The organism is Alcanivorax sp. (assembly GCF_040118815.1).
Lineage (GTDB): Bacteria > Pseudomonadota > Gammaproteobacteria > Pseudomonadales > Alcanivoracaceae > Alcanivorax.
In genome coordinates this window covers 639,342-658,565 of the sequence record NZ_JBEDTC010000015.1, presented here as the reverse complement: position 1 = coordinate 658,565, position 19,224 = coordinate 639,342, and the positions used below count along the sequence as shown (strand labels likewise).

Sequence of the window (19,224 nt, the reverse complement as noted above, 5' to 3'; positions counted from 1 at the left end):
TTTCTGCTTCCGGTTACAGGCCGTCGAACAAACCCGCCAGCAAGCCGGTGATCGGCGATAACAAATCCAGCAAGGGAGCCAACGGGTTCAACAACCGCTCATCCAACTGCTCCGTGACTTCACGGACCACCGTGAGCAACACCGATGACAAGGCATCGCCTGGCAAGGTGGTGTAATCGCCTGCGCCGGGAATCTGGTTAAGCCACAGCACGTCATTGACCAGATGTTCCAAGGTTGCCTGCACGGTACCCACCAGCTGCTCACCGGTGGCACTGCTATCCAGCATCACCAACTGCTCCAACGTATTGGCCAACCCCAGCGACACCGTGGACAGCACGGAGGTCAGCCCGGCGAACACCGGTACTTCGCCTGGCACCTGCTCCTCAACGCCATCCAGAATATTGTTCAGGTTGCGCGACAGAGACACCAGCGGCGCAGCAATAAAGGCAATGTCGTCTACCGTGCTGCCCTCACCGCCCAGGCCCACATCGCCGCTGCCCGTACCGATGCCTGCGGCCAGGGCATCAAAGGCGCTGCCAAGCTGGTCAAAGGGTGCCGGCAAGCTACTGGTATCAATGGCCTGCAACTGCTCGGAAGCCGCCAGCACCGCCTGTACCGATTGCGTCATTTCACTGCTGTCGCCTTCCAGGATCGCCGCGGTGGCCGCATCCATGGCATTGAACAGTATGTCCGTACCGGCAATGATTTGATCGAACACTTGGCGTTGTTCTTCCGGCAGGTTGGCGCCCACTTCGGTAAAGCCGGACACCAATGTCTCGCGCAGTTCTTTCAATGGGCCGGTGAAGTCCGCATCAAAACCATCCGGCAGCGGTAACGGCAATGCGCCATCGCCCAGCGGCTGGCCGGAGAAATCGTTGTTGCCACTGAGCAGCACCATGGGCTGCTTCTCATAACAATGAGTGTAAGCTGGCGTCAGTTCACCGCCACTCATAACGCCCAAGCCTTCTTCTTCCGGGTCCACCGTATAGGCTTCGATGCAAAGCTTGGCCGGAGCCATGGTTTCGGCATTTGCCTCTACCGCTTTCATCCAGAAAAATCCGTAAACATCCCCTTGCTGAAACCGGGCAGTATTACGCTCCGGATCATCAATGGATCGAGTCTTGCCTGCAGCACCACTGACAACAAACTCCGTGCGCCCGCAGGACGGCACAGCATTAAGCACCTGCAAATCGTGGTCATGACCGGCAAGGAAAAAATCGGTCTGGTCGCAAACCGCTTCTTCCATGAACGCCTTCCAGCGCTCACCGGCCAGCACCGGCAACAGTTCACTGGGTACGCCATCGTAGTTGCCCGCGTTACCGTGACTACCATTAGACAAGTACGGATGGTGCGCCATGCCGATACGGAATACCGCATTGGAGCCAGCAATGGCATTCACTGCCCAGTTGCGCTGATCAACACCATAGGTGTGATACGCGTAGCGTCTATCCGGGTCGGCAAAACCGCCGGCAATGGGGTTGGAATCCAGCGCGAAGAAATCCACCAGGGGGCGTCCCCCTAGGCTGGCAGCCCCGACACTGTGTTTGAAATAACGACCCGGCATCTTCCAGCGATCGGACAGGCGGCCATCGAAATAGGAGTAATCCACCTGGAATTCGCCACGGGCATTGCCCGCTCCGTCGCCGCCCACGTAACCAGTATTGTCGTGGTTACCCAGCACCATATAGAACGGCAGCTGCACCGGCTCAAACGGCTTTTCGAATTTTTCCTCAAACTGGGGATCATCCACGCTGGTGACCCCAGCCTCATAAATATTATCGCCCAGGCCGACCACCAGATCGCACCCCACAAAGGCCATGTCACCGACAAATTCATCCTTGCCGTCACAGACATCGGCTATCGCCTGCCCCACGGCATACTGACCCACAGAGCCGCTACCGGAATCGCCAATTACGATAAAGCGTACCGCCGCTGGCGGGTTGTCGACGGCTTCATCACCGCCACCGTCATTCGGATCACCGTCGCCTTCACCACCATCATCGGGGCCATTGGGGGTTTCCACATTACCGCCATCGGCACCGGCATTCTCACCACTACTGGAGGAGCCCCCTCCACCACAGGCCGTCAGGGTAATCGCCGCCACCAGGGGTAACAGTTTCCAGTAAGCGCTCATGAGATCACCTCTTCAGTATTCAGCACAGGGGGATGGGAAAATGCGGTGCGCACCGTGCGCGGTCGGGACAGGGGCTGGTCTTCGATAATGCGGCTATCACCATTTTTTACCGTCACCACCTTGGTTTTTGCCGTATTAATCTGTCCACGCAAATCGTAGGACTCAATGCTTTGCGCGTAGTAGAACTCACCCTGGGCACGCTGCCGGGTAACATCCACCAGAATGAAGCCGCGAGATTTAGCTTCCACATAGCGAATATGCGGATTGGCCACGGGAATCACTACACCGGCAAGCTCTGCCACGCCTTCCGGAAAACCGGGGCTGGTCACCGCGGGGGTGACAAATTCTGCCGCCAACGCCTTGTCGAACAGATCGCCCAGCAGGGTGCCCGGGTTGCGGTAGATTTCGCTGGCCCAGGAGGTGTGGATATCGCCGGTGAGAATCACCACATTATCGATATCGTTATCGTCGATATGGTTCAGAATTTTCAGCCGATCCGCCGCGTAGCCATCCCACTGATCCATGTTGATGGCAGATAAATTGCCGCGCAGTTGGGCATGGCGCTCGCTCAGCGCAGGAATCTCGGCAATATTGAGTTGCGCAAACATGACCTGCTGGCCGATGAAACGCCACTGGCTATTGGATTCGCTCAAACTGTCCAGCAGAAAATCCATCTGCTGCTCGCTGATCAGGTGTCGATTCTTATCATTACGGCCCGGATCGGCGGGTATGGTCAACTGCTCATCGCGACCTTCCAAGCGAGTATCCAGCATGGTCAGATCGATCAGATCACCAAAAGAAAAATTACGGTAGATCACACTGTGGTTACCCGGCTCACGGGGCCGGATCGGTAACCATTCGAAATAGGCCTGCTGGGAAATCTGTTTGCGTTTACCCCAATCCCCTTCGGTCAGCGGATCATGATTGCCCGCCCCGTCGCTGTAGCTGTTGTCGGTGGATTCATGGTCATCCCACACGGCAATCATCGGGAACTGTTGATGCACGGCCTGCAGATCTTCGTCGGTTTTGTACTGCGCATGACGCTGACGATAATCCGCCAGGGTGATCATTTCATGGGAAGGTTGCGGATCGCGCTCGGGAAAATCACCGTACTCACCAGCCCCGTACTCGTACAGGTAATCGCCAAGGTGCAAGACAAAATCCAGATCCGCATGATTGGCCACGGCCCGGTATACGGAGAAAAACCCGTAGGGATAGTTGGCGCAGGAGACCACCGCAAAACGGGCCCGGTCGATAAACGTTTCCGATGCGGGAAAAGTCCGGGTCCGCCCCACTTTCGAGCGCTGGTCACCCACTGAAAATTGATAGTAATACCAACGGTCCGGCTGCAGACCCGTGGCATCCTGCTTCACGCAGTAGTCACTGGACGCACTGGCGGTGGCGGTATAACTGGTCACCGTTTGCTGCATGGCCAGATCACTGGCCACAGTAACGGTGACAGCCACATCCTCACCGCTATCCAGATCCGGAGTGACGCGGGTCCAGAGAATGACCCGGTCCGATAATGGATCACCGGAGGCCACACCATGCTGGAAAGATACCCCGGGTAGCGTATCAGGCTCCTCCGGCACTTCCGGTACATTGGGTGTCGGAGTATTGGCCTTCACCGTAGGTGAGGCGCTATCACTGCCACCACAACCCGCCAGCGATAGCGCGCCACCCGCGCCCAACGCCTGCACCAGGGTGCGTCGTTTGCGATCCATGAGAATTCCCCCTAACCCTAAAAGGCCATCGCCCTACGGCAACAGCACGTCAAGATTAGGCAGGAAATTGCACGGAAACAGTGGGGCTTGGGTAGTCGCACTGTAGTGCTATGTAGCCCCCTGTAACCGCCCAGTTAAAGATGACAGGGCAGAGAAAATATTAGGAAATTTCAGTGATTATTCCGGTCAAACCAACGCAAATGCGCCGGGAAGATGTTGGCGTAGCGTGAGCAGATTTTCTTCCTGCACCGCCATCTCGCCAAAACAGTTCGCCATGGTACCGGCATAACGCAAGCCATCTTTCTCGATGGCCTCTGCGGTTAGCAAGGCGTGATTAATACATCCCAGCCTCATGCCGACAACCTGAATCACCGGCACATCCAACTCCTTGGCCAACCCGGATAACATCTCTCGGTCGTTAAGCGGCACCCGCCATCCGCCCGCCCCTTCAATCAAGATCAGGTCTGCGGGATGGGCGCTCAACGCGCCACGCACATAACCGACAAGGCGGGAAAGGTTAATGGTTTTACCTTCCTGCTGCGCGGCAATATGCGGTGCGACTGGCGCCTTGAACGCCACCGGGTTTACCGTTTCATAGGGCAACTTCACCGAGCTGGCCGCCATCAGCTGCAAGGCATCTTCATTACGCCAGCCGTCAGGCGTCTCATCGCAGCCCGCCGCAATCGGCTTGAGCCCATAGCAACTGAGCCCAGCCTCCCGGGCCCGCTCCAACAAGCGACAGCTCACCCAGGTCTTGCCGACTTCGGTGTCTGTGCCAGTAACGAAGAAGATGCCCTTGAGGGCGGGAAGAGGGGGTTTCTGTTCTGTCATGTCCGCATCATCGTTGTTGTGAGGCTCAAACTGCGCTTATGCCAGGCGAGTTTCGAGTGACGAGTCACGAAAGCCAAAACCGGTTTTGCCTTTCGCAACTCGCTCCTCGTGACTCGTTACTGTGTTTTTTCCGCGTCCAGAAACAACACATTCCAGGTCAACGGCAGCCCCTGTTCTGTCCGCAGTGTTTCATATTCGTGCACCATAGCCTGCCAGGCGTTCTTGCCAGTGAGGCCGGACGCACCACTGACATGATCCGCGCCGGTGGCTTTCAGGCGGCGCGCAATGGCTTTCACCGAATCATAATATTCCACCATCACTTGCTGCTGCAGGTCCGCATCGGCAAACCCCGCACTCAACGCGGCATCACGCCAGTGCGACAGCGATGGCAGAGTATTCACATGGGGGTGCTGATTCACGCGCTGCCAGCTTGTCTGCAATTCACGAAGTGAACCTGACAACGGCACCGCCAGCAACAGCCGACCGCCCGGTGCCAACACCCGGCTGACCTCCTCCATGACGCGCAACGGATCGCACCACTGCAACGCAAAACAGCTGAACACCAGGCCCTGAGATGCGGCCGGCAACGGCAGGTTTTCCGCATCCGCACAGAGAGGCTGATAAGTCCCATCCAGACGCCCTCGCTCCGCCGCTTCCGCCAACATGGCGGCAGACAAATCCACCGCCTGCCACTGCACATCCGGCAGCGCCTGCTGCTGGGCGCGGGCAAACGGAGCAGTGGCACAGCCCAGGTCCAGCGCGTGCTTTACCGGTAGCGAATCCGGCAGACGTTGCACCAGTGAACGGCCCACCGCCAGTTGCAACATGGCATGCTCGTCATAGCTGCGGGCAGCCCGGCCAAAATGCTGGCTGACTGTGCGTTTATCGTGGTGGCGGTCGTTCGACCTCGCAGAAGATATTGGTGGCCGTGCAGGCACTTTCGCGGTCGAGCGACCGCTCCCACAAACCCGGTCAGGCATCCTTTCCCACCAACTGATAATCGCGATAGAAGTCATACACGGCCAGGGTAAAGGTATCCGGGGCAGACAGGAACGGCACATGAGCCACCTGTTCAATCAAGGCAGTGCGCCCGTGCTGGATCAGCGGCTCCACGGCCACCATGGCCGCCGCCGGGACGATGTGGTCGTGCTCACCGAAGACCATCAGCACCGGCATAGGCAGCGTCGGCAATGATTCACGCAGGTCACTGTCACGCAAAATGGTCAGCCCACCGCGCAGCGCCTTGGGCGCTGGCAAACCGCAAAAATACAAAATCTGTTTAAGCCGGGCAGTGTCCTCGCGCATGGCCGCACTGCCTTTGCAGTTCAGCGCCAGAAAGCGCACCAGGGTGCCTTCGTTGTCTTCATCAAACATTTCACCAAACTTGGCCAGGATCTCCGGCTTCATCGCCGGCAGCCAATCCTTGGTGGCGGTGAAGCGCGGCGAGGTGGCCACGGTAACCACCGAATGCACTCGCTCCTGCGCTTTGTCGGCCATGGCCAGCGCCACCAGCCCACCGAGCGACCAACCCAGCAGGTGAGCTCGTTCTGGCATGATCGCCAGCACCTGTTCCGCCAGAAAATCCAGGGTGTAATCGTCGTTCGGCAACGGGCTCTGCCCCATGCCCGGCAGGTCAACCACGGTCACCCGGAAGTGCTCGAGCAGTGCCGGCACGATGTCGTCAAAGACAATGGCGTGCAGCCCCCAGCCATGAATCAAGACGATATCGTCGGCGTCCTCCATGCTCACACCAGTGGGCCGGTAGGTATTGTGAAAGGGGATCAAGCTCATTGGATTTCCTTGCTCGTCGACAGCGCCTGCAGCAGCCGGTCCACATCGTCTTCTTCATGGGCAGCAGACAAGGTGATACGCAACCGCGCCTGACCTTGTGGCACGGTGGGTGGGCGGATTGCGGTAATCAACATGCCCTGTTCGCGCAGCGTTGCGCTTAACGCCATGGCACCCGCATCGTCGCCAATCAGTAGCGGTTGAATCGGCGTAGCCGAGTCCATCAAGTGATATCCCAGCTGCTCGGCACCATCACGAAAGCGCTGTATCAGCACCGCCAGTTTTTGCCGCCGCCAAGTCTCTTCACGGGCTTTGTCCAGACTGATCAGCGACGCCGCTGCCACCGCCGCCGGCATGGCCGTGGTGTAGATATAAGTGCGGGCGAACTGGATTAACGTTTCGATCAACTCGCTGCTACCCGCCACAAAGGCCCCGGCCGTACCGAGTCCCTTGCCCAACGTCCCCATCAGCACCGGCACCCGATCGTTGACCTGCTGGGCAAACACGCTGCCACGGCCCTGAGCATCCAGCACGCCGATACCGTGGGCATCATCGACCATTAACCAGGCATCATGGGCTTCGCAGGCATCGGCATAAGCGGCCAGCGGGGCCACGTCGCCATCCATGCTGAAGACGCCATCGGCCACCACCAGTTTGCGGCGGGCCTCACTGCGCGCCAGCTGGCTGGCCAACGCTTGCCCATCGTTATGGGAAAAACGGCGAAAACGGGCGCCACTGAGCAAGCCACCATCCAGCAACGAGGCGTGATTCAGGCGATCCTGAAACACCGCATCGCCCTTGCCCAGCAGGGCCGTCATCACGCCAAGATTCGCCATGTAACCGGTGGAAAACAGCAAGGCTCGTTCACGGCCAGTGTGCTCAGCCAGCGCCTCTTCCAGATCCTGATGCGGGCGCTGGTGGCCACACACCAGATGCGAAGCGCCACTGCCCACGCCCCAGTCAGCGGCGCCCTGGCGCAATGCGGCAACCACCGCCGGGTCATTGGCCAGGCCAAGATAATCATTGCTGCAGAAATTCAGATACTGTCGCCCACCCAGCACCGCATGGCGACCACTGGGGCCGTCCATGATGTGCGGTTGGCGATAACGGTGCTGGCGGCGGCGCGCCGCCAAGTCGGTGGCCAAATCAAAGCCCACGGGCAGACCTCAGTGTTCGGTAGCAGTGGGCCGCCCGGTGTCCTTGTCCAGCACGTGCTTGGCGCTGCGCTTGCTGTCCATGGCGTTATAAAAGAGCCCGGCTTCTTCAGCCTGCTGCTCGGACACCTGGGCCTGAATCGCTTCCTCATGGGCCTGGTCGGACGCCTCGTGACGCGGGTCCAGCGGGTGAATACCCAAACGTTTGAACAGGCGCTGATCGTGGTTGGCTTCCGGATTATCGGTGGTCAGCAGGCGCTCGCCATAAAAGATCGAGTTGGCGCCGGCCATGAAACACAGGGCCTGGGCTTCGTCGTTCATTTCCTGACGACCAGCGGACAACCGCACATAGGATTCCGGCATCAGGATGCGAGCCACCGCCACGGTGCGGACAAACTCAAACGGGTCCAGATCGTCCACGTCCGCCAGCGGCGTGCCTTCGATCTTCACCAGCATATTGATAGGAACGGACTCTGGATGATGGGGCAGGTTGGCCAGCTGCTGCAGCAGACCCACCCGATCATTACGCTCTTCGCCCATGCCAACGATGCCGCCACAGCACACCTTCATGCCTGCGTCGCGCACATTGGCCAGAGTGGACAGACGGTCGTTATAGGTCCGGGTGGTGATCACCCGGCCGTAGTACTCCGGCGAGGTATCCAGATTGTGGTTGTAGTAATCCAGCCCCGCCTCGGCCAACGCACCCGCCTGGCCTTCATCAAGCATGCCCAGGGTCATGCAGGTTTCCATGCCCAGGTCTTTCACCTGGCGAACCATGTCCAGCACGTAGGGCATATCCTTGTCGCGGGGGCTACGCCAGGCGGCGCCCATGCAGAATCGCGAAGCGCCGTTCTGGCGGGCGGCCTTGGCCTCTTCCACCACCCGGGACACTTCCAGCAACTTCTCTTTTTCCAGCTCGGTATTGTAGTGGCCGGACTGGGAACAATATTTACAGTCTTCCGGGCAGGCGCCGGTCTTGATCGACAGCAGGGTACTCACCTGTACGGCATTGGGATCGAAGTGGGCCCGGTGCAGCGCCGCCGCCTGAAAAATCAGGTCGTTGAACGGCAAGGCAAACAGGGCGTCGATCTCACTGCGTTTCCAGTCATGGCGTACAGCCATGTCCGTGGATGACGATTGGGCGGTGCTGGCGATGGCGGGCATGCTTCATTCTCCTCGAGTGACGTCAGCAGGCTAAGGAGCCCCATGACACCTGTCAACCTGAAAGCCGCAACAAAAGTTTACTGCAGGCTATTTTTCAACCACATCAACCCCTCACCCTGCACCCTCTGCGGCAAAGGGGAAAGCCACAGCCTGTGCCCGGACTGTCTGCGCCTGCTGGCCCGCGTTACAGGCCCGGTCTGCCGCTGCGGACTGCCCCACGGCGACGATGCCACCGCCGTGACAGACTTAACGCCCCCGCTGTGCGGGCGCTGCATTCGCCAACCACCGCCGTTTTCCGCCAGCCAATCGCCGCTGCAGTACACGTTTCCGGTAGACGCCCTTATCACCCGCTACAAACACCGGGCCGACCTGACGGTGGAACGCGCCATCACACCGTTATTGGCAGAGACGCCCCTGCCATGGGCGGATACCGATGCCGTGTGCCCACTGCCTGTTCACTGGCGGCGACAGTGGCGCCGTGGCTTCGACCAGGGAACCCGCCTTGCCAACCTGATGGGCCAATACTGGCAGCGCCCGGTGCTGCCAGTATTGGTTCGCCAACGGCCGACACCCAGCCAGCAAGGGCTGACCCGGCGGCAGCGGCAACGCAATCTGCGCAAGGCCTTTCGGTGTCAGCGGTCAGTGACCGGGCTGCGCCTGATCCTGATCGATGACGTGATGACCACCGGCAGCAGCGCCCGAGCGGCAGCACAATGCCTGATTGATCACGGGGCGGCAGAGGTACGCGTATGGACACTGGCACGCACGCTGGATCCCCGCTGACAAAAACGCGCCTAGGCCCCATAGACACCTTTAGGCATAATAACGGCTTGTTCACGGAGGGAATCACATGACAAGAATAATAATTGCACTGACTCTGCTGACACTGGGCTGCTCCAGTGTTCAGGCCGAAGACCGTTATAGCGGCGTTACCTTGATGCGCGGCACCGTGGTGTCTGTTGGCCGAGTAGATCCGACGGAAAATATCGGCACCGGCTTTTTTGTGGATGCCAATTACACCAGCGTGGCGCTGAATGCCGGCGTAGGCACCAAGAAATTTGGTGACTCGCCCATCCGCCGCGATTCCGGCGACGATGACCTTTCCGCTGCTGATGGCGAGCGTGTCACCAATGGCTATGCCGGTGTAGGCTTTGGGCGCATTATTCAGATTCAATACGGTTACGGCTCTGAAGGCGGCCTGCTTCGCTATCGCTCCGACTTCAATTACCGTTCGATCATCGATTTCTTCACCGGCAAGCGTACCCCCAAGGACCGCCTGACCCTGGGGGATCGCCTCACGTTCACTATTGCCATAGAGCAGTATCTGGACGACGAAGACGAAATTTTCGACAACGCAACCTGGGGCATTGGCCTGTTGTTCTGATCCGTTCACGGATTAACAACTGACAGGGCTGCCCCTCGGCAAGGAATACCATGGACATACACATTGCCCAGGGGCACAACCCACCACACAACATCCATGGCATTACCGTGGTGATAGACGTGATTCGCGCCTTCACCACCAGCCATCACGCCTTCCGCAAGGGCCTGCGCTGCATCTGGCCGGTGGCCAGTGCCGAGCAGGCCTTTGCCCTGCGCGACGATCACCTACCCAACGCACTGCTCGCCGGGGAAGTGGAGGCCCTGCCGATTCCCGGCTTTGATTTTGGCAATTCCCCCTGGGAAATCGATCAGGCAGAGCTGCAGCACAAAGAGTTGATTCTGCGCACCACCAACGGCGTGGCCGCCACCCTGCGCGCCCGTGACAGCCGTGAAGTCCTGGTGGCGGGGCTGGTCAACGCGGAAGCCACCGCCAACTACCTGCGTGCACAAAATCCGCCCACCGTGGTGCTGGTGGCCTCCCATCCCACCGGCGACGAAGACGTGGCCTGCGCCGAGTACATCCGCCACCTGCTCGGCGGAGAAGGCATTACCTATCAAGCCGCCCGCGACCGCACCCTGAATGCCAAGGCCGCACAGAAGTTCTTTGCCGGCACTCACCCCCGGCTACGCCCGCAGGATATCGAAGCCGCCGCCAGCAGCGAAGGCCCGGGCGCGCTGACCATGCACGTACGGTTCGACCCGCAACCCTGCATCACAGCCCGACAGGCCAGCTGACCCCCAGCGTCAATGATTCCGTTCTTTTTGATCAATGCGCCGCCACCATCGGGCTTGTTACTGTTGATTGAATTCTTACCCAACAGGACAGCCCGATGATCCAGTGGTCCGAACAACAGCAGATGATCCAGAAAATGGTGCGCGACTTTGTGGAAAAGGAAGTCGTGCCGCAACTGGATGATATCGAATACAACGGCGTTCCCCCTTACGACATCCTGCGCAAAATGATCAAGACGTTTGGCATGGACGTGATGGCCAAGCAATCGTTCGATAAACAGATTGCCCGCGAGAAAGCCCTCGCCGCCGGCGACGCCGTAGAAGAAAAGAAAAAGAAAGACGGCCCTTCTGCCATGGCCGGTGAAGAAGCCGCCATGCGCATGATCCCCATTATTGAACTTTGCAAACATGCCCAGGGACTGGTGACCGCCATGGGCGTGTCCATGGGCCTGGGCGGTGGCGCCATCATGAGCAAGGGCACCACCGAGCAGAAAGAACGCTGGGCCCTTCCCCTGTTGACCCTGGAAAAAGTGGGCGCTTGGGCCATCTCCGAACCCAATGCCGGCTCCGACGCCTTCGGCCAGATGAAAACCTTGGCCAAGCGCGACGGCAACGGCGGTTACATCATCAACGGCAGCAAGACCTGGATCACCAACGGCCCCTATGCCGACACCATCATCCTGATCTGCAAACTGGACGAAGAAGGTGTGCCGGCGGACCAGCGTAAAATCGTCTCCTTTATTCTCGATAGCGGCATGGACGGCCTGACCCAGTCCAAGCCCTTCAAGAAAATGGGCATCGGCTCCTCGCCCACCGGTGAACTGTTCCTGTCCGATGTGAAAGCCGGCCCGGAACGCCTGCTGGGCGGCAGCGAGGACAGCTACGGACGCAGTGGCGCCAAAGGCACCTTCATGCAGGAGCGGGCCGGGGTAGCGGCCATGGCACTGGGCATGGTGGAACGCGCTCTAGAGCTAAGCACCCAGTACGCCAGCGACCGGGTTCAGTTCGGGCGCGCCATTGGCCAGAACCAACTCATCCAGCTGAAACTGGCCAAGATGGAAGTGGCACGCACCAACCTGCAGAACATGGTATTTCGCTATATCGAAATGACTGCGGAAGGGGCCCAGATGACCTTGGCAGAAGCCTCGTCAATGAAACTTTACGCCGCCCAGGTTGCCATGGAAGTCGCCACCGAAGCGGTGCAGATCCACGGCGGTTACGGCTACATGCGCGAATCGCGCGTGGAACAGCTGATGCGCGATGCCAAGATTCTGCAGATTTATGCCGGCACCGATGAAATGCAGATTATCGCCATTGCAAGGGACCTGCTGGGCCGCGTATAGCCCGCCACGGGGCCTGTGGCTGGTGCCCGACCAGCCACAGATCGCGCCCTGTGTAAGCAATTGCCTACCACCAGTGTAAGCATATTGACCATTGCGCCCTGCGTGATGGTTTTTGTGGTCTTCATCACACAATCTCCTCTGACTACACTCATTCATTATTCGTAGTAAGGCCCAGCAAGCAGCCCTTTCAGAGTAGTGCGAATGCACTGTTTTCGGGATGTGCCGTCGGGCCCAGGGTGATTCTCATGGTAGTACGCTATAGGGCAGACCGGTTCGCCGTTGCTCTGGTGTTAGCGGTATTCAGCCTCCAGCTTGGCCTGTTCTTTTTCAGCCACGGGCTGACCACCTGGCTGGGCATGCTTGCCCTGCTGCCGGTGCAGGTCTCCTGTGGCGCCATCTGTCACAACCACCACCACGTAAACACCTTCGTGAAGCGCCCGCTCAACCGGCTGTTCGAAATGGTCATGTACCTGCAGACCGGCACCAGTCCGCTGAGCTGGACGCTGCATCATAATATCGGCCATCACCAGCTCTACCTGGACACGGACAACGACCCGTCCCCCTGGCAACAGCCCGACGGCAGCCTGATGCCACGCTGGCGCTATGTGCTGGTTAACACGCTGCGCATCTATCCGGAAATCCACCGCATCGGCCGTCAGCACCGCGCTTTGTACCGCCGCTTCCTTCGCCTGCTGGTACTCGCCAATATTCCCCTGTTGGCGGCCTTTATGCTGGACCCGCGCAACGCCTTTATCGTCTTCCTGATCCCCATGATCAGCATGCTGTTCATGTTGCTGGACAACACCTATGGCCAACACGCCGGTACCGGTTATGAAGACCATTACCATGCCTCTCGCAATGTGGAACTGAAACGCTACAACCTGCCGTCCTGGAATCTGGGTTACCACACTGCTCACCACATGTTGCCCGGCCTGCACTGGAGCAAACTGCCGAACCTTCATGCAAAAATTCGCTCCCGGATTCCGGACCATCTGATTACTGAAAACGTGCTGTTGCAGTGGGAACCCGCCCGCCAGCAGCGTGAAGGAGAAGAAGCCCCCTCATGATACGTGGCCTGATTCTCTCTCTAATCATGCTGTCCGCGGCCGCCGCCCGCGCCCAGGATTGCTATTACTACTGGATGCATCAATGCATCGAGGTGGTGGACGCCAGCCAGCGCCAACTCAAACAATTTGTGCTGATTTCACCGGCGGTCAATTACCTGAGTGTGGACGAAGGCAGCCAGTGCAGCGCCGCCGTCAGCCGCCAGCAAGCCCCGATCACCCCCCGGTTACTGGCAGCCTTCAACACTGCCGCCAACCGGATTGATGCCTGTGAAGTGCCACTCACCGAACTTTCCGCCCGCGCCTTCGACAAGCCACACAAAGCTACTTGGCACTACAATCGCAGCCGCAAGGCCAGCCCCCAAAAAGTGATCATTACCGTGGAAAACGTGCCCATTCTTTAAGGAGAGGTTAATCGCTGCACTATGCAACGGGTATGCTATGATCAGTGTGCTTTTTTATATCCGGGGCGAATAATGAAAATAATCAAAACTGCCGCGTTGTCCTTAAGTTTGCTTCTTGTTGCCTGCCAGGGCCTGCAGGGCGAACGCCAAGGCGATTACTACTTTTCACCGGCCGGCGCTTATATCCTTGATCTTGGCATCAACACTTTCCGTGGCGAAGTGGTACTGGATGAGCGTTGTGACCGCAACGGGGGCTCCACCACCTTCTGGGATGGCAGTGGCCGCCTGTTCCGGGTGGACTACCTGAACGTGGAAAACCACCCGATGATCGAAGCGCCGCGTTTCGCCTCGGACCTGACGCTACTCAACCTCAGCCTGAACAGCTACCTGCGTGACGTGGTCGCCAAAGCACCCATGATCACCAGCGCCGAAGCCTCTTACCGGGAATTCCTGGACGATGCAGACCCAAAGGCACTGTTCGCCATCATCGGCATTAATGTGGATGCCGCCAAAGTGAAAGATGATGAGGTGGAAAGCGGCACCTACTACTACGGCTTCATGCTGTTCAAACGAGGCGACCTGATCTACGTCCTGCAGCACCGCCAACCCGTGCTGATGCCGGAAAAGATGAAGTCCGTGCTACTGAACTTGGCGGCCGGCATGGAAATCCCCGGCCGGGTTCGCGACGACACCGACATGGAAAAGCTGCGCCGTGCCCTGAAAAAGATGGCCCCCGGCGGCAGTAACGGTGATCCGGTGCGTTTGTGCGAACCCGCACAAGGTTAAGGTGCCCCTGAATTGATAATGGCTAATGGATCACTGACAATCAGAACAACCGAGTCTGTCATTCATTAGCCAGATTGGACTGATCGCCATGAGCACTCTCAACACCCAACAATGCGAAGCCTGCCGCGCCGACGCCCCTCAAGTCTCTGATCAGGAACGCAAGGATCTGCACCCCCAGGTTCCGGACTGGATACTGGTGGAAGAGGACGGCATCGAAAAACTGCAGCGCCACTTCAGTTTCAAAGATTTCGTCCAGGCACTGACGTTCACCCATCAGGTCGGCGAACTGGCAGAACAGGAAGGCCACCACCCCGCCATTCTCACCGAATACGGCAAGGTCACTGTCACCTGGTGGACACACAAGATTCATGGCCTGCACCGCAATGACTTCATCTGCGCCGCCAAGACTGACGCACTGCAATAAGCTACAAAATGGCATAGAAGCGGGCGAAGAGGTTCACCGCTTTGACCATTTCCTCCACCCCCCTGATCAAAACGGCTTGCGTTAATGATCCCCGTCTTTGCTAGCATCACTGGCAACCGAGGAGATAACAACATGGCCCTGAGCGAAGAACAGAAAAACTTTATCAAGACCGCCAGCGACAAGACCTTTCCATTTGTGGAACGCTGTGAAGTTCAGACACTGGAAGTAGAGCGCGGTTACTGCAAGATGCTGATGCCACTCAAACCCAACCTTAACCACGTTGGCATCATGTACGCCGGTGCGCTTTACACCATTGCCGAATTGCCCGGCGGCACCATCTACCTGACCTCCTTCGACACCAAGCGCTTCTATCCTATCGTCAAGGACATGTCGATTCGCTTCCGCCGCCCGGCCACGACTGACGTGACCGTGGAAGTCACCTTGAGCGAAGAAGAAATTGCGCGCATCGAAAACACCACCGAAGAAGCCGGCAAATGTGATTTCGAATGGGATGTGGAAATCAAGGATGCCAATGGCGAAGTGGTTGCCATTACCCACAACGTCTATCAGCTAAGAAAGATCGGCAGTTAAGATCGGCAACGCGGGTTGGGCAGTGCCACACGGGGATCGCCTTGCCCGCGAAGCATCAGTTGAAAGTTCAAAGTGAAAAGTTGAAAAGGGCAAACCCCGGAACTTTTCCGCCTTACCCTATCCATTTTCGTAGCTCGTAGCTCGTAGCTCGTAGCTCGTAGCTTATTTGGCGTAAGCGCAAAAGCCGTGCGGCCCCAGGTTTACCGTGGTGGAACATTCCCACTCTATTCGCTGCATGCCCCCTTCTACCGGCCAGGTAGTTAACTGGTCGCCATCCAACCGGCCGGCCAGCTCCAGTTTCAACATGCCACCATCCAGTAAATACGCCCGCTTTATACGCTTTCCTGTCACCTGTTCCGGGGCCACCCCCATGTCCGCCAGGCTATCTGGCCAGGTGCCACCGGACAGATAATATTCCGTCATATGCATGCGCAAGGCATTTACCGTATTGAACGTCTGGGCCAGCTCGGAACGATCGCGACTGCTGCTAAACAACTCCCAGGTTTTCGGGTCAACCCCAGGGGGCGGCGCATCCTCGGGCTGACTGGGTGAGGGCGAGGTTTCTGGAATGGCAACACGCCGGGCAAAGGCATCGATATCCCCTTCATAACGAGCGCGTAGGGAACAGCGACTACCCGTCCAGCGCTGGCCTTGCAGGGAGGGCGCCTCCGCTTGCAGCTGACTAAGATAAGCATCGCGGAGCAACGACTCCGGACGATCCTGTTTCTTGTATGCCTGCTGGCGCTGCCGGTATTCATCGGTGGCCGCGATCACACTAAGCAGGCTGACGTGAAGCTCTTCGGTCATCAACTGCAAGGCGCGGCCACAGACCTGCTGCTCCGTTTCCCCTTGCCCGGCTCGCTCGACCTTCGCCAACGCCAGTGACATGGCCATGGCCGGCGCCCCCAGCGCCAGCAACACAGCTGCAATAACAGTACGCATCCCTTCCCCCAGCTTTCCACACAAACCTGCCTAGAGTGACCTACGGCAACCCCGAAACTGCATCAGCATGGCGACGCGCTATTTTTTGTTTTTAGCGTCCACCGTCATACGTATGGCATCCAGCGTTTCTATTTCTGACCGAACTCCACCACTGCCTCGATAAAGACCTTCGCATGCTCTGGATCCACATGTGGCGTGATGCCATGGCCCAGATTGAAAATATGCCCGGGGTGATCACCAAAATCATCGAGGATGCGTTTTACTTCGGCGCGGATCGCCTGGGGCGACGCGTACAACACGGCCGGGTCCATGTTGCCTTGCAAGGCGACCTTGTTACCCACACGGCGGCGTGCTTCACCAATATTGATCGTCCAGTCCAGGCCCAGGGCATCACAGCCTGAGTCGGCCATGGATTCCAGCCACAAGCCACCATTCTTGGTGAAAAGAATCACCGGCACCTTGCGCCCTTCGTGATCACGGATCAGACCATCAACAATCTGCTTCATGTATTTCAGGGAAAACTGCTGATAGGCCTCGGCGGACAGAGCCCCGCCCCAGGTATCAAAAATCTGTACGACCTGGGCGCCATGACGAATCTGCGCGTTGAGATAGGACGTCACTGACTGGGCCAGCTTGTCGAGCAGGGCATGGGCCACCTCAGGCTGGCTGTAGACCATAGCCTTGAGATGGCGAAAATCTTTGCTGGATCCGCCTTCCACCATGTAGGTGGCCAGCGTCCAGGGGCTACCGGAAAAGCCGATCAGGGGAACGCGGCCGTTCAGAGCACCGCGAATGGTGCTCACCGCCTTCATCACATACCCCAGATCGGATTCCGCATCAGGAATCGGCAAGGCAGCCACATCGGCTTCCGTTCGCACCACCTTCTTGAATTTCGGACCTTCCCCAGTCTCGAAATACAGCCCCAGGCCCATGGCATCGGGAATGGTCAGAATATCGGAGAACAGGATCGCCGCATCCAGCGGATAACGCTCCAGCGGCTGCAAGGTCACTTCGCAGGCCAGATCGGCATTCCGGCACAGGTCCATAAATGACCCCGCATGCTCACGGGCTGCCCGGTATTCCGGCAGATAGCGCCCTGCCTGGCGCATCATCCAGATGGGCGTGCGGTCCACCGCCTCGCGATTCAAGGCGCGGAGGAAGCGATCGTTTTGCAGAGGAGCGAAAGTCATTGTGGGTTCCTTTGGAAACGCTTCACGCACCACGCTGCACGCAACGCGCGAAAATCAAAATCTTCAATATCATATAGAAAAAGGGCCTGCAAAAGCAGGCCCTTTTAGCGTGATGCGTGCAAGCATGGTGCCTGCAGCGTCTCACTTAAACATCCAGATAATCAAGAATCCCTTTCGCCGCTTCACGGCCTTCCCAGATAGCAGTCACCACCAGGTCAGAGCCGCGCACCATATCGCCGCCGGCAAAGATCTTTTCATTGCTGGTCTGGAACGGGAACGCTTGTTCTTCAATCGCCACAACACGGCCGGAATCATCGGTATTGACGCGCTTGTCATCAAACCAGTCCGCCGGGCTGGGGCGGAAACCGAACGCCACGATCACCGCATCCGCTGGCAGAATCTCTTCACTGCCCGGAATTGGCTCGGGGCGGCGACGGCCATTGTTGTCCGCTTCGCCAAGCTTGGTTTCCACCACTTTCACACCGACAACCTTGCCGTCTTCACCCACCACTTCAATGGGCTGGCGGTTAAACAGGAACTGCACGCCCTCTTCCTTGGCGTTAGTCACTTCCTTGCGTGAACCGGGCATGTTCTCTTCATCACGACGGTAGGCACAGCTGACGTTTTCCGCCTGCTGACGGATGGAAGTACGGTTACAGTCCATGGCGGTATCACCACCACCCAGCACCACCACACGCTTGCCTTTCAGGTTGATGAAGTCGGCTTCGTTCTTTTCAAAGCCCAGGTTGCGGTTGGCGTTGGAGATCAAAAACGGCAGCGCTTCAAACACGCCATCCAGTTCTTCACCCGGGAAGCCACCTTTCATATAGGTGTAAGTGCCCATACCCATGAAGACCGCATCGTATTCGTCGAGCAGCTCATCGATGGTGATGTCTTTGCCGACTTCTACGCCCAGACGGAACTCCACGCCCATGCCTTCAAACACTTCACGGCGCTTGGCCATGACCGGTTTTTCCAGCTTGAATTCGGGGATACCGAAGGTCAGCAGACCACCAATTTCTTCATAACGGTCAAAAACCACCGGCTTCACGCCGCTGCGCACCAACACGTCGGCACAACCGATGCCGGCGGGGCCGGCACCGATAACGGCAACCTTTTTGTCGGTCCACACCACTTTCGACATGTCCGGACGCCAGCCCATGGCCAGCGCCGTATCGGTGATGTACTTCTCGGTGGCACCAATGGTTACCGCACCGAACCCGTCGTTGAGGGTACAGGCCCCTTCACACAGACGGTCCTGCGGGCACACACGACCACAGACTTCCGGCAGGGAGTTGGTCTGGTGACTCAACTCCACCGCTTCGAGCAGGTTGCCTTCGCTGATCAGCTTCAACCAGTTGGGGATGTAGTTATGGACCGGGCACTTCCATTCACAGTACGGGTTACCGCAATGCAGGCAACGGTGCGCCTGATGCTCCACTTCCCGGGTTTCAAACGGGTAGTAGATTTCCTCGTACTTGTGCTTGCGGTCGTCAATGTCCTTTTTCTTCGGATCGTGCCGGGGCACGTCGAGAAACTGGAAGTTATTGCTCAAACGTTCAGCCATGGT

The 19,224-nt window shown here is 58.3% G+C and carries 19 protein-coding genes; 9 read left to right on the top strand and 10 right to left on the bottom strand.

What is annotated here, in order from left to right; translation table 11 throughout:
* Positions 1 to 13: 13 nt before the first annotated feature.
* The 7 genes from ABNH18_RS12370 to bioB all read right to left on the bottom strand — a co-directional run bounded on the left by ABNH18_RS12370 (position 14) and on the right by bioB (position 8,795).
* Entirely contained in the window at positions 14 to 2,134 is a 2,121-nt protein-coding gene (locus ABNH18_RS12370; RefSeq protein ID WP_349383105.1) for a metallophosphoesterase, read from the bottom strand.
* Entirely contained in the window at positions 2,131 to 3,858 is a 1,728-nt protein-coding gene (locus tag ABNH18_RS12365) for an alkaline phosphatase D family protein (protein WP_349383104.1), read from the bottom strand. The genes ABNH18_RS12370 and ABNH18_RS12365 overlap by 4 nt, the downstream gene beginning before the upstream one ends.
* A 186-nt stretch (positions 3,859 to 4,044) precedes the next feature.
* Positions 4,045 to 4,689, bottom strand: coding sequence for a dethiobiotin synthase (gene bioD, locus ABNH18_RS12360; RefSeq protein ID WP_349383103.1), 645 nt, complete (start codon positions 4,687 to 4,689; stop codon positions 4,045 to 4,047).
* Positions 4,690 to 4,805: 116 nt separating this feature from the next.
* Positions 4,806 to 5,669 (bottom strand): malonyl-ACP O-methyltransferase BioC, encoded by an 864-nt coding sequence (gene bioC / locus ABNH18_RS12355; protein WP_502876785.1) that lies wholly within the window; start codon positions 5,667 to 5,669, stop codon positions 4,806 to 4,808.
* Positions 5,662 to 6,480 (bottom strand): pimeloyl-ACP methyl ester esterase BioH, encoded by an 819-nt coding sequence (gene bioH / locus ABNH18_RS12350; protein WP_349383102.1) that lies wholly within the window; start codon positions 6,478 to 6,480, stop codon positions 5,662 to 5,664. The genes bioC and bioH overlap by 8 nt, the downstream gene beginning before the upstream one ends.
* Positions 6,477 to 7,634 carry an 8-amino-7-oxononanoate synthase gene (bioF, locus tag ABNH18_RS12345; protein ID WP_349383101.1) on the bottom strand — a complete coding sequence of 386 codons (1,158 nt, stop codon included), beginning with the start codon at positions 7,632 to 7,634 and terminating at the stop codon, positions 6,477 to 6,479. The genes bioH and bioF overlap by 4 nt, the downstream gene beginning before the upstream one ends.
* A 9-nt stretch (positions 7,635 to 7,643) precedes the next feature.
* The gene (gene bioB, locus ABNH18_RS12340) at positions 7,644 to 8,795 is read right to left on the bottom strand and encodes a biotin synthase BioB (protein WP_349383100.1); all 1,152 of its coding nucleotides are present in this window, start codon (positions 8,793 to 8,795) and stop codon (positions 7,644 to 7,646) included.
* A 42-nt stretch (positions 8,796 to 8,837) separates the two neighbouring features.
* Here bioB and ABNH18_RS12335 point away from each other — a divergent pair, with 42 nt between their 5' ends.
* The 9 genes from ABNH18_RS12335 (at position 8,838) to ABNH18_RS12295 (ending at position 15,522) form a co-directional block, all read left to right on the top strand.
* Positions 8,838 to 9,578 (top strand): ComF family protein, encoded by a 741-nt coding sequence (locus ABNH18_RS12335; RefSeq protein ID WP_349383099.1) that lies wholly within the window; start codon positions 8,838 to 8,840, stop codon positions 9,576 to 9,578.
* Positions 9,579 to 9,645: 67 nt separating this feature from the next.
* Positions 9,646 to 10,179: a hypothetical protein gene (locus ABNH18_RS12330; protein WP_349383098.1), complete on the top strand. Its 534-nt coding sequence runs from the start codon at positions 9,646 to 9,648 to the stop codon at positions 10,177 to 10,179.
* A 50-nt stretch (positions 10,180 to 10,229) separates the two neighbouring features.
* On the top strand, positions 10,230 to 10,913 hold the full coding sequence (locus ABNH18_RS12325) for a 2-phosphosulfolactate phosphatase (RefSeq protein ID WP_349383097.1): 684 nt from the start codon (positions 10,230 to 10,232) through the stop codon (positions 10,911 to 10,913).
* A gap of 95 nt (positions 10,914 to 11,008) precedes the next feature.
* Entirely contained in the window at positions 11,009 to 12,253 is a 1,245-nt protein-coding gene (locus tag ABNH18_RS12320; protein ID WP_349383096.1) for an acyl-CoA dehydrogenase family protein, read from the top strand.
* A gap of 245 nt (positions 12,254 to 12,498) precedes the next feature.
* On the top strand, positions 12,499 to 13,320 hold the full coding sequence (locus ABNH18_RS12315; RefSeq protein WP_349383095.1) for a fatty acid desaturase family protein: 822 nt from the start codon (positions 12,499 to 12,501) through the stop codon (positions 13,318 to 13,320).
* Positions 13,317 to 13,721, top strand: a complete 405-nt coding sequence (locus ABNH18_RS12310) for a hypothetical protein (RefSeq protein WP_349383094.1) — start codon at positions 13,317 to 13,319, stop codon at positions 13,719 to 13,721. The genes ABNH18_RS12315 and ABNH18_RS12310 overlap by 4 nt, the downstream gene beginning before the upstream one ends.
* A gap of 72 nt (positions 13,722 to 13,793) precedes the next feature.
* Positions 13,794 to 14,507, top strand: a complete 714-nt coding sequence (locus ABNH18_RS12305) for a hypothetical protein (protein ID WP_349383093.1) — start codon at positions 13,794 to 13,796, stop codon at positions 14,505 to 14,507.
* An 88-nt stretch (positions 14,508 to 14,595) separates the two neighbouring features.
* The gene (locus tag ABNH18_RS12300; RefSeq protein WP_349383092.1) at positions 14,596 to 14,931 is read left to right on the top strand and encodes a 4a-hydroxytetrahydrobiopterin dehydratase; all 336 of its coding nucleotides are present in this window, start codon (positions 14,596 to 14,598) and stop codon (positions 14,929 to 14,931) included.
* 132 nt (positions 14,932 to 15,063) lie between these two features.
* A complete protein-coding gene (locus ABNH18_RS12295; RefSeq protein WP_349383091.1) occupies positions 15,064 to 15,522 on the top strand; it encodes a YiiD C-terminal domain-containing protein in 459 nt (152 codons plus the stop codon).
* Between the two features lie 162 nt (positions 15,523 to 15,684).
* Here the strand turns inward: ABNH18_RS12295 and ABNH18_RS12290 are convergent, their stop codons facing one another.
* From ABNH18_RS12290 to ABNH18_RS12280, 3 genes are all read right to left on the bottom strand, one after another.
* Entirely contained in the window at positions 15,685 to 16,464 is a 780-nt protein-coding gene (locus ABNH18_RS12290) for a pilin (RefSeq protein ID WP_349383090.1), read from the bottom strand.
* 128 nt (positions 16,465 to 16,592) lie between these two features.
* The gene (gene hemE / locus ABNH18_RS12285; protein WP_349383089.1) at positions 16,593 to 17,654 is read right to left on the bottom strand and encodes a uroporphyrinogen decarboxylase; all 1,062 of its coding nucleotides are present in this window, start codon (positions 17,652 to 17,654) and stop codon (positions 16,593 to 16,595) included.
* A gap of 145 nt (positions 17,655 to 17,799) precedes the next feature.
* Entirely contained in the window at positions 17,800 to 19,221 is a 1,422-nt protein-coding gene (locus ABNH18_RS12280) for a glutamate synthase small subunit GltD family protein (RefSeq protein ID WP_349383088.1), read from the bottom strand.
* Positions 19,222 to 19,224: the final 3 nt, after the last annotated feature.